The 9,819-nt window shown below is 70.3% G+C and carries 8 protein-coding genes and 1 pseudogene; 2 read left to right on the top strand and 7 right to left on the bottom strand.

The annotated features are described in order from the left end of the window. The 4 genes and pseudogenes from ABNT58_RS17390 to ABNT58_RS17375 form a co-directional block, all read right to left on the bottom strand. Positions 1–119 (bottom strand): annotated as a pseudogene (locus tag ABNT58_RS17390) (non-canonical purine NTP pyrophosphatase); the annotation flags it as partial. After that, positions 119–850: a ribonuclease PH gene (rph, locus tag ABNT58_RS17385; protein ID WP_348754702.1), complete on the bottom strand. Its 732-nt coding sequence runs from the start codon at positions 848–850 to the stop codon at positions 119–121. The gene rph and the pseudogene ABNT58_RS17390, both read right to left, overlap by 1 nt. A gap of 15 nt (positions 851–865) precedes the next feature. Beyond that, positions 866–1,777, bottom strand: a complete 912-nt coding sequence (locus ABNT58_RS17380; RefSeq protein WP_348754701.1) for a PP2C family serine/threonine-protein phosphatase — start codon at positions 1,775–1,777, stop codon at positions 866–868. 10 nt (positions 1,778–1,787) lie between these two features. Next, entirely contained in the window at positions 1,788–2,756 is a 969-nt protein-coding gene (locus ABNT58_RS17375) for a serine/threonine-protein kinase (RefSeq protein ID WP_348754700.1), read from the bottom strand. Between the two features lie 26 nt (positions 2,757–2,782). On the opposite strand from ABNT58_RS17375, the gene ABNT58_RS17370 reads away from it, so the two are divergent. Both ABNT58_RS17370 and ABNT58_RS17365 read left to right on the top strand, forming a co-directional pair. Continuing rightward, entirely contained in the window at positions 2,783–3,697 is a 915-nt protein-coding gene (locus ABNT58_RS17370; RefSeq protein ID WP_348754699.1) for a YicC/YloC family endoribonuclease, read from the top strand. Positions 3,698–4,177: 480 nt separating this feature from the next. Continuing rightward, positions 4,178–5,053 (top strand): all3515 family Zur-repressed PEP-CTERM protein, encoded by an 876-nt coding sequence (locus ABNT58_RS17365; RefSeq protein WP_348754698.1) that lies wholly within the window; start codon positions 4,178–4,180, stop codon positions 5,051–5,053. A gap of 21 nt (positions 5,054–5,074) precedes the next feature. Here ABNT58_RS17365 and ABNT58_RS17360 read toward each other — a convergent pair whose 3' ends face one another. The 3 genes from ABNT58_RS17360 to ABNT58_RS17350 all read right to left on the bottom strand — a co-directional run. Further along, positions 5,075–5,563 (bottom strand): Fur family transcriptional regulator, encoded by a 489-nt coding sequence (locus ABNT58_RS17360; RefSeq protein WP_348754697.1) that lies wholly within the window; start codon positions 5,561–5,563, stop codon positions 5,075–5,077. 69 nt (positions 5,564–5,632) lie between these two features. After that, the gene (locus ABNT58_RS17355; RefSeq protein WP_348754696.1) at positions 5,633–7,822 is read right to left on the bottom strand and encodes a hypothetical protein; all 2,190 of its coding nucleotides are present in this window, start codon (positions 7,820–7,822) and stop codon (positions 5,633–5,635) included. Continuing rightward, the coding region (locus ABNT58_RS17350) for a TonB-dependent receptor (protein WP_348754695.1) at positions 7,819–9,819 on the bottom strand (2,001 nt) is incomplete at its 5' end. The genes ABNT58_RS17350 and ABNT58_RS17355, both read right to left, overlap by 4 nt.

Here is a 9,819-nt window from a genome sequence, read left to right as displayed (position 1 = left end):
TCTTCCGCCTCCGTCACGCCCAGCGAGCCCTGCGTGACCAGTTCCACCGGCAGGCCGGCGAACAGCGCCTGCAGCTCCTTGAGCTTCTTGGCGTTGTTGGAGGCCAGCACCAGCTTCATCACGCCACGCCCAGGGCGGCCTTTTGCGCGGCCACCAGTTCGGCGATGCCCTTGCCGGCCAGGGCCAGCAGCGCATCCATCTCGGCGCGCGAGAAGCTGGCGCCTTCGGCCGTGCCCTGCACTTCCACGAAGCCGCCAGCGCCGGTCATCACCACGTTCATGTCGGTGTCGCAGGCCGAGTCTTCGGTGTATTCCAGGTCCAGCAGCGGCGTGCCCTGCACGATGCCCACCGACACCGCGGCCACGAAGTCGCGGATCGGGCTTTGCGTGATCAGGCCCCGTTCCAGCAGCCAGCTGACGGCATCGTGCGCCGCGACGAAGGCGCCGGTGATGGCCGCGGTGCGGGTGCCGCCATCGGCCTGCAGCACGTCGCAGTCGAGGCTGATGGTGCGCTCGCCCAGCAGCGACAGGTCGAACACGCAGCGCAGCGAGCGGCCGATCAACCGCTGGATCTCTTGTGTGCGGCCGCTTTGCTTGCCGCGGGCCGCCTCACGGTCGCCCCGAGTGTGGGTGGCGCGCGGCAGCATGCCGTATTCGGCGGTGAGCCAGCCTTCGCCACTGCCACGCTTGTGCGGCGGCACGCGTTCTTCCACCGAGGCGGTGCACAACACTTTGGTGTCGCCAAAGGCCACCAGCACCGAGCCTTCGGCGTGCTTGGTGTAGCCACGGGTGATGGAGACGGCGCGCATGGCGTCCGCGGCGCGGGCACCCGCGCGCAGGAAATCGGTCATCGGGGAGAACCTCGGTCAGGTCTTTTTCTGGGACGAGCGGCGGATCGCTTCGTTGATCTCTTTGATCGAACGTTCGATCTCGGCTTCGTCGAGGTCGTCGCGGGCATCGCCCGCCACGCTGGCCTGGATGGTAGAGGCAAACACCTCGTCGCCCAGGCTGCGGGTGCTCACGCCCCCCTGCTGCCGACGGTCTTCCGAAGCTTCCCACTCCATGGCCAGCGCGGTCACGTTGTCGCACTTGGGGCCGCCGTTGCGCAGCGCGGTTTCCACCAGCTCGGGCACGGCCTCATGGATGGGCTGGCGGCCCAGCCGGTCGGTGATCTCGACATCGCTGACCGGACCCCACAGCCCGTCGGAGCACAGCAGCAGCCGGTCGCCGGGCTGCAGCAGCAGCGGACCCGAGGTGTCGACCACCGGCTTGCCCGGGCTGCCCAGGCAGGTGAACAGCACGTTGCGGTTGAAGCGCTCACGCATGGGCACCACCTGGCTCAGCGTTTCCTGCAGCTCGGAGTAGCTGTGGTCGCGCGTGCGCGCCACCAGCTTGCCGCCGCGCACCAGGTACAGCCGCGAATCGCCGCAGTGCGCCCAGTAGGCCGCATCGCCCTGCAGCACGCAGGCCACGAGCGTGGTGCGCGGGGTGTCGATCAAGGCCTTTTCGGTGGCGTAGCGCAGCAGCTGCTGGTGGCCGGCGATCAGCCCTTCGTGCAAAAAGCGCAGCGGGTCGGGCAGGCGGGGCTTGGCATCGCGCTGGAAGCGCGCGGCCAATGTCTGCAGCGCCAGCTGGGCCGCCACTTCGCCTTCGGGGTGGCCGCCCATGCCGTCGGCCAGCGCGAACAGGCCCGAATCGCGCGTGTAGCAGTAGCCCATGCGGTCTTCGTTCTTCTCGCGGCCGCCCTTGCGGCTGACCTGGTACACGCCGAACCTCATGCTTGCCCCTTCACGACTTGGCGCCGCTCTTCAGGTTCTCGAGCTGCAGCTTCAAACGTTCGCTGAAGCTGAGCTTGGTGTAGCGCCGTTCCGATTCACGCGCCAGTTCCTTTTGCAAGGCGAACACGCTTTGCGGGCGCGACAGCGGATCGAGCGACATGCACCATTCGGTCACCTCGATCAGGTTGTCGGAGTAGACGTTGCGCAGCCGCGAAAGGCTGAGCGCCAGCCGGTCTTTCTCGATGCGCTGCGGCGCGTCGTTGGGCGGGTAGCCCTGCATGCAGGCGTAGATGCAGGCGCCGATGGCGTAGATGTCGGTCCACGGGCCCAGCGTGCCGTCGCGGCGGTACATCTCGGGCGCGGCAAAACCCGGCGTGTACATCGGCCGGATGAAATTGCCTTCCTTGCTCAGCACCTCGCGCGCGGCACCAAAATCCAGCAGCACCGCCTTGTTGTCGTTGGTGATGAAGATGTTGGCCGGCTTGATGTCCAGGTGCAGCATCTTGTGCTGGTGGACGATGCGCAAACCTCGCAGGATCTCGTCGAACAACGACCGGATGGTCGATTCACGAAACACCTTGTCACGCTTGAGTTCGCGTGCGGTCACGATGAAGTCCTGCAGGGTATCTCCCTGCAGGTAATTCATGACCATGTAGACGGTTTCGTTCTCGCGGAAGAAATTGAGCACCGACACCACGCTGGGGTGGCTGATCTGCGCGAGCGAGCGGCCTTCTTCGAAAAAGCTTTTCAGGCCCAGCCGGTAAAGCGGCTGTTTTTCGGGTTTGACGCGGGGCGTGAGTTCACCCGGCGAACGCTCGGCCAGGGAAGAAGGCAGGTATTCCTTCAGCGCCACCAGATGGCCCTGATCGTCTTCGGCCAGATAAACCACGCCAAAACCACCGGCGGCCAGCTTCTTGACGACCTGGTAGCCGCCCACCACGGTGCCCGAGGGCAACGGGGCTGGTTTGGGCTTTGACATAATCGACTTTTTTGCTACAGGGTCCCATGGCAGTCTACAGCATGACCGGTTATGGCAGCGCCACGGCGGCCGCTGCGACAAACCCCGAAAACCCGGGTCATTCCGGGGCTGGCGTGACGGTCGAATTGAGGTCGGTGAACAGCCGTTTCCTCGACCTGGCCTTCCGGCTGCCCGACGAGTTGCGCGGCCTGGAGCCGGCCCTGCGCGAAGTGGTGGGCGCGGCCTTTCGCCGCGGCAAGATCGAGCTGCGCCTGGCCGGCCAGCGCGACGCCGACAGCAGCTGGCCCCACCCCGCGCCCGAGCAGCTGATGCGCCTGGCCCAGCTGGAAGCCACGGTGCAGACCTGGCTGCCCAAGGCGCCCGCGCTGTCGGTGCACGAGGCCTTGAACTGGTGCCGCAGCGCAGCCCCCGCCGAGCGGCTGGACGAAGTGGCCCTGGAGGCCACCCGCCAGGCGGTGGAAGCGCTGAAGGAGGCCCGCGCCCGTGAAGGCGACCGCCTGGTGAAGGTGCTGATGGAACGCATCGGGCGCCTGCGCGAGTTGGCCGAACAGGCCAAGCCGCTGGTGCCCGCCGTGGTGCAGCGCCAGCAGCAGCGCTTCCTGGAGCGCTGGAACGAGGCGCTGCAAGCCGCCAACACCGGCCAGCAGGCCGTGAGCGAAGACGCGCAGCGCGACCGCGCGCTGAATGAGGCGGCGGCGTTTGCCATCCGCATCGACGTGGCCGAAGAGTTGGCCCGCCTGACGGCGCACCTCGACGAGATCGAACGCCTGCTCAAGGCCGGCGGCGAACTGGGCAAGCGGCTCGATTTCCTGATCCAGGAACTGCACCGCGAAGCCAACACCCTGGGCAGCAAGTCTGCCGCACTGGAACTCACCGGCATCTCGGTGGAGATGAAGGTGGCGGTGGAGCAGATGCGGGAGCAGGTGCAGAACATCGAGTGAGGTTTCGGGGGCTCCAAAAAGGTCCCCTGAAAGCCAGCCAACCCGTTGTCGCCACCGCGAGGTCAAGGCCTGGCTCGGCCCGTCGGCGTCGATCGCAGCGCCGGGGAGCACGTACCTACTGGGCCGGCTTGGGCGTGGATTGCTTCGTGGCAGGGCGGTCGCTGAGCCACAGGCAGCGTGCAGCGTGAAGTCCGTGCTGCAGCGGCCTGCACCGACACCGCGCGTGCCTGGCGAGTGGCTGCGCTGGCCCAGTCAGGCGCCGCCGCATCTCGGCGAGGCGCTGCTGATACGCACCATCGGCCCGCCGTGCCGCCTTGGCGTTGATCGATCTGATGGCGCCCGCGGGGCGGGCGGCTGCCCGTGGATGCCCTTGTCCATCGGGCCCTTGCCAACGCCTGTTAATGCAACTTGGTTGCATAATTGATCACCGTCCCCTTCATGGTGGACGGCTGACTTCAACAACGACAGGACGGAGAACACATGACCCAGAACAAGCACCACCGCCTTTGGGTGGCCGGCGTGACCAGTTGCCTGCTCGCGTTCGGTGGCAGCGCTTCGGCCACCGGCATTCGGACCGATGAAGGCATCGGCTACTACATCGGCGTCGACAGCCTGCAGACCGTGGCCTCCGGCACCTTTGCCGGCCTGGCCAATCCCAATGCCGGCCGCCTCACGCTGCTGTTCGACCATGGCAACCACTTCCATGGCATCGGTGCCTACAGCTACACCGGCACGGCCGCCGCCCCGGTGGTGCAGCCCACCAGCGCCAACAACCGGCTGCCCGAGGTGTCTTCCCGTGTCGACGAGGCCACCTCGTCGATCGCCCTGAAAGCCGGCAGCGGCGCCTTCGCGGGTCGCTGGGTCAGCCAGCCGCTGGCCGAGGGCAGCCCCGCGGCCGACTACAGCCATCTGGGGGCCGCATCCATCCAGTCGCTGAGCGGTCTCGGCAGCGCGGCCGACGTGCTCTACGGCAGCAGCGCCGGTCGTTGGAACAAGTCCTTCAACGATGTGGTGGTGGGCCTGAAGCTGGAGAGCATCAGCGCCGGCCTCAAGGTGGCCATCGGCAGCAGCATGGACGCCTTCAGCGGCGGTGTGGGCAGCGTCTTCAACCTGGGCGACAGCGCCAGCCTGAGCTTCATGCCGACTTTCCATGTCGATGCGAGCCTGGCACCCGGCGTCTACAGCGCGCAGTTTTCGCTGGTGAACCTGGGTGGCAACAGCGCCGTGATGTCGGGCGGCAGCTTCAGCTACGACTTCTCGGTGGCGGCGCCTGTGCCGGAGCCGCAGACCTGGGCCCTGATGCTGATGGGCCTGGCACTGGCGGCGGTGGCTGTCCGGCGTCACCGCGCCGGCTGAGGACGGTTGCCCGCGGTCGCCTCAGCGGCTGCGGGCGCGTGCGGTGCAGGCCGCGCAATGCCCGTGCACGTGCAGGTCGATGCTGTCGACCGCAAAACCGTCGGGCACGGCCGGCACCCGCGGCGTGCGTGTGGGCAGGCAATAGACCTTGCCGCACTCGTCACAATGAAAGTGCGCATGCTCGCCATGCGCCTGTGCCGCTTCGGCCAGCAGTGAAAAGCGGCTGACGCGGTCGGCCCCCACCTGCCGTGCCAGAAAGCCGGCCTCGACCAGCGCATCGAGCGTGCGGTAGAGCGTCACGCGGTCCAGCGGTTCGGGCAATGAGGCGTCGATGTCCGCATGGCTGAGCGCAGCCTCTGCGGTGCTGACGGCTTCGAGCACCGCCAGCCGGGCGGCCGTGACGCGCAGGCCCGCCTCGGCCAGCCGCTGACGGTGGGCTTCCAGCCGCTGGGCACGGGCCTGGGCCTGTTGCTGGGCGCGCTTGATCGGGGCTGGCTTGGTCGTCGGCATGACCAAATTGTAGAAGCGCACGCCGGGTTGCAGCGTTTTTGCCGATTCAGCCGCCCACCATCCACGCGACTAATAGGGGTTGGACGGCGACACCGCATGAAGATACAGGTTGCCCAGCGCATCGGTGGCGCCCAGCGCCACGCTGAGCCAGACGGTGCGCTGGCCTTCGCGCGCCGGCAGTGCCGTCTCCCACACACGCGCGACGGTGGGCGCCGCCGTATCGGCCGACAGCAGCACACGCTGGCGCAGCACCGACGGATCGCCGGTGGCCGGCGGCAGCGGCGCCCGGTGCCAGGTCAGTTCCACCCACGCCGCCTGGTGCAGCGGGTCCTGCGGGGGCAGCCAGGTTTGCGACAGCACCAGCGCGTCGCCCGCACCGGCGGGCAGCGTGGCCCCCAGCAGCCGGGCCAGCGTGGGTTGGGCTGCGGGCTGGTCCTGCAGGCGCCAGCGGGCAAAGCGCTGCGCGGTCTGCGCCAGCAGCCGGGCGGTGTCCGGCGCAGCGCTGGGCAGGCGGGCCTCCAGCGTGTGCAACACCTGGCCTGAAGCCTCCAGCAGCGCGAAGCGGTAGCCGCTGCCGGTGCCCGGCAGCACCGTGCCCGCGGCGCAGGAGCCGCTGCCGGGGACGGCCGCACAATCCGCCAGTTCCACCCCGCGCCAGGGGTCCTCGCCCCGCGGGTCCAGCGTGAACGAAGCGCCGCTGCTGCCCGCCGGCGGGCGGTACAGCAGCACGCCGGACGCCGGCAGGCCGGGCCCTTCCACACGCACCTGCACGGCCCGCGGATCGGATTGCCAGGCATCCACGTCCAGCCACAGATGGCGGCTCACCCGGGCACTGGGCTGGCCGAGGATGCGGCTGTGGGCGGCGTAGTCGGCCAGCCGCTGGGCGGCGCTGTCCGCGTCCGAGCGGTACAGGGCCTGAAGGCCGAACCAGGCTTCATCGGGGCCGCCCAGGTCCATCCAGCCCGGCGCAGGCGTGCCAATGGTGCCGCCCTCGATGGCGCATCGTTCACGCGTCTGCGCCGACAGCACCACGCTGGCGATGGCGCAGACGACGCCCGGCAGCCGGCGCACCTCGTCGCCCGTCTGCGCGCGTGGGCCCAGCACCGCGGCGTGGCGCACCCGTACACGCCCACCCAGGCCGTTGCCGGCCAGTTGCCACCCGGCATCTCCCAGGCGCAGCCACATGCGCTCGTCCCAGCTGTGCTGCGCAGCGGCGGTGCGCACGCGCCAGGCCACCTGCAATCGGCGGCCACCCTCGCCCACGGCCAGCAGGCGCAGCTGATCGAAGGCCACGCCACGCAGGCTGTAGCCGCCTTGCGTGGCGGCGTCCTCGCGGCGCAGCACGCGGTCCACATAGGCCGCGGCGTCCAGGCCCGCATGCAGGAAGTCGTCGGTGAGCCAGGCGCGCAGCGCGGCAGGCTCGGGCAGCCCGCTGCCGAAGCTGCTGGCCAGTTGCTGCAGCCGCTGCTGCACCGCAGGCATCGCAGCCTGGCCCGCCCGCCAGTCGGCCAGCGCCTGCGGCGTGGGGGCGGCCAGTGCAGCAGTGCCCGCCGGCCCGCCCGGGGCCAGCAGCAGCGAAGGGCCGTCGGCGCCCTGCTGCACCGCGTAGCCCTGGTCGACCGCACTCACCTGCAGCCAGGCCAGGGCCTGCGCCAGCGGGCCGCCCGGCCCGATCGATGCGGTGCGCAGATCGATGCCGCCGTCAACGCCCAGCGCATCCAGCAGCGGGCGCAGCAGGGCTTCGACGCGGCTCTCGCTGTCCGTCAGACTGGCGCCCAGCCGAGCCAGTTCCGCGCGCCCGGCATCGAGCAGATCCGCGGGGTGGCCGCCCAGCGCATCGGCCACGATCAACTCGGTGACCGGCGTCACCTGCACTTCCAGCCGGCCGGCCTCGGTGGCCAATGCGGCGCCGTGCAGCAACGCGGGCCGGCCGCCGCTGTGCACCAGCGCCTGCACCAGCAGCGGCCCGGTCAGGCCGGTCACGTCAAGGTCGTAGCGGCCGCTGTCGTCGCTGCGGCCCGTGGCCTGGGCGCCGGCAGCGTCGATGACACGCACCCACGCTGCGGCTGCCGGCTGGCCCAGGCTCACGGTGCCGGTCAGTCGGCCGGCCACGCAGGTGGCGCAGCGTTGCACCGGCTGCGGCGCGCCCAGCTGGTCTTCGCCGCGGCCGTCGCCACCGCCGCAGCCGGCCAGCATGGCCGCCAGCAAGGCGATGGCCGGCAGGCCGCGCAGCCGCGGCGGGCGTGGCCAGGTGCTCACAGCGTCAGCTCCAGGCCGGCCTGCCAGGTGCGGCCCGGTTCGGGCGCGTAGTTGCGGACAAAGGAAGCGCTGTTGCGCACCTCCTGGTTGCCGAGGTTGCGTCCCACGAAGAAGACGGTCAGCGTGCGCGAGTCGGCCAGCGCCTGCGTCCAGCGCAGGCCGGCATGCAGCTGGAACCAGCCGTCGGTGGCGGTTTCGTTGTCGCCGGGGCGCGTCTGCGCACGGGCGCGGGTGGCCCGCAGTTCAGCCTGCCACGGCCCGGTGTCCACCTGCAGCGCCAGCCCGTAGCGCTGCGGCGGCATGCGCGGCACATCGCCGCCCTCCAGCAGCCTGGCCCGCACGCCGTCGGAAAACAGGCTCAGCCGCGGCTCACCCAGCGCCGCCCAGGGCAGGCGCCAGCCCAGCTCCAGCTCGTAGCCGTGCAGCTGTGCAGCCGCCTGCTGGTATTTGGTGGCCGGCAGGCAGTGGTCGAGCCGCACGCACAGGAAGCTGGCCTTGCCTTCCTCGGGCCGGTAGAACCAGCCCAGGCTGCGCTGGTAGATGTAGCTGTCGCTGCGGTAGCGCCAGGCATTGGCACTGACGGACCAGCGACCCTGGCGGTGCTGCCAGCCCAGGTCCCAGCCGATGAGCTTCTCGATGTCCAGCCCGGTGTTGCCGAGGTCGAAGCTGCGGGTGGCGATGTGCGGCCCGCCCGCATACAGCTCCTGCACATCAGGGGCGCGGCTGGCGCGCCAGTGCGTGAGGGTGATGCGGCCCGACGCAGGCGCCTGCGCGCTGCCGCCGCGCTCCTCCGCTGCGGGCGGCGGGCCGTAGCCCCGCTGCAGCGCCAGCGACACGCTGCCCGGGTTGAAGCGGCGCGTCTGCAAGGGCACGTCGCCGCCGAGCGCCGGCACGGCAAAGCTGTCGGGCGGCACGCTTTCCTGGTGCTCGGCGCGCACGCCGCCTTCGAGCCGCCAGCGCCCCAGGTCCAGTCTTTCAATGGCAAACAGGCCCAGGCTGCCCACGCGCGTGCGCGGCACGAAAGCCTCGGGCCCCAGGGCCGAGAACACGCGGTGCTGCAGCTGCAGCCCGAGCGTGCCCGTGACAGACGCTGCCAGTGCATGGTCCAGTTCCACGCGCGCTTCGCTCACCTGGTTGCTGAAGCGGCTGCCCAGACGCCCCTGGTCCACTTCGTCATGCGTGTAGTCCACCCGCGCTGCACGCACGCGCAGCTGCGACAGCTGCGGTGACGCCAGGTCCAGTTCGGCCTGCAGGTCCAGCTTGTCCTGCGTGGCCGCGATGCGCACCCGCTCAGGCGGCGGCGCCGTGCCGATGCTCGACGGCGCATGCGAATGGGCGCCCGGCGGCAGGCCGTAGTGCTGCTGCAGCCGCGACACCGACAGGCCCATGGCGCCGCCGCCCGACACATGGCTCAAGGCCACCGCACCGCCGTGGCTGCGGGCGTCGCTGTTGTCGATGCGGCCGTGGGAATTGCGGCCATTGACCAGCTGGAACTGCTCGCGGATGGCGTCTTCATCCAGGGCCCAGCCCGCGATGCGGGTGCGAGGGCTGCGGCGTCCGTGCACGTCCACATGCCAGGCCAGCGTCTCGGCGGCTGGGCCGTCCAGGCGCAGCATGGCCAGGCCGCCGTCGGTGCCCGCGCGCACCTGGCCGCGACCGCGCAGGCGGGCTGGTCGGCGCATGGGAATGCGGTCCTCCTCCACCTCCACCGCGCCACCGATGGCATTGCCCCCGAAGCGCACGGCTGCCGGCCCGCGATGGACGACGATGCGCTCGGCCAGCGCGGGCTCCACCATCACCCCGTGGTCGGCACTGACCGATGACGCGTCGTGCGTGCCCAGCCCCCCTTGCAGCATGCGCGTACGGCTGCCGCCCTGTCCGCGGATCACGGGCAGGCCCACACCGGGGCCGAAGCTGGCGTTGCCCATGCCCAGCTCCTGCTCCAGCGTGGCGCCCAGCGTGGCTGCCATGCGGCTGCGCAGCGCAGCGCCCGACAG

This window comes from uncultured Aquincola sp. (assembly GCF_964001545.1).
Taxonomy (GTDB): domain Bacteria; phylum Pseudomonadota; class Gammaproteobacteria; order Burkholderiales; family Burkholderiaceae_C; genus Aquincola.
Note: the sequence above shows the minus strand (reverse complement) of the source record. Positions and strands in the feature narration are given on the sequence as shown.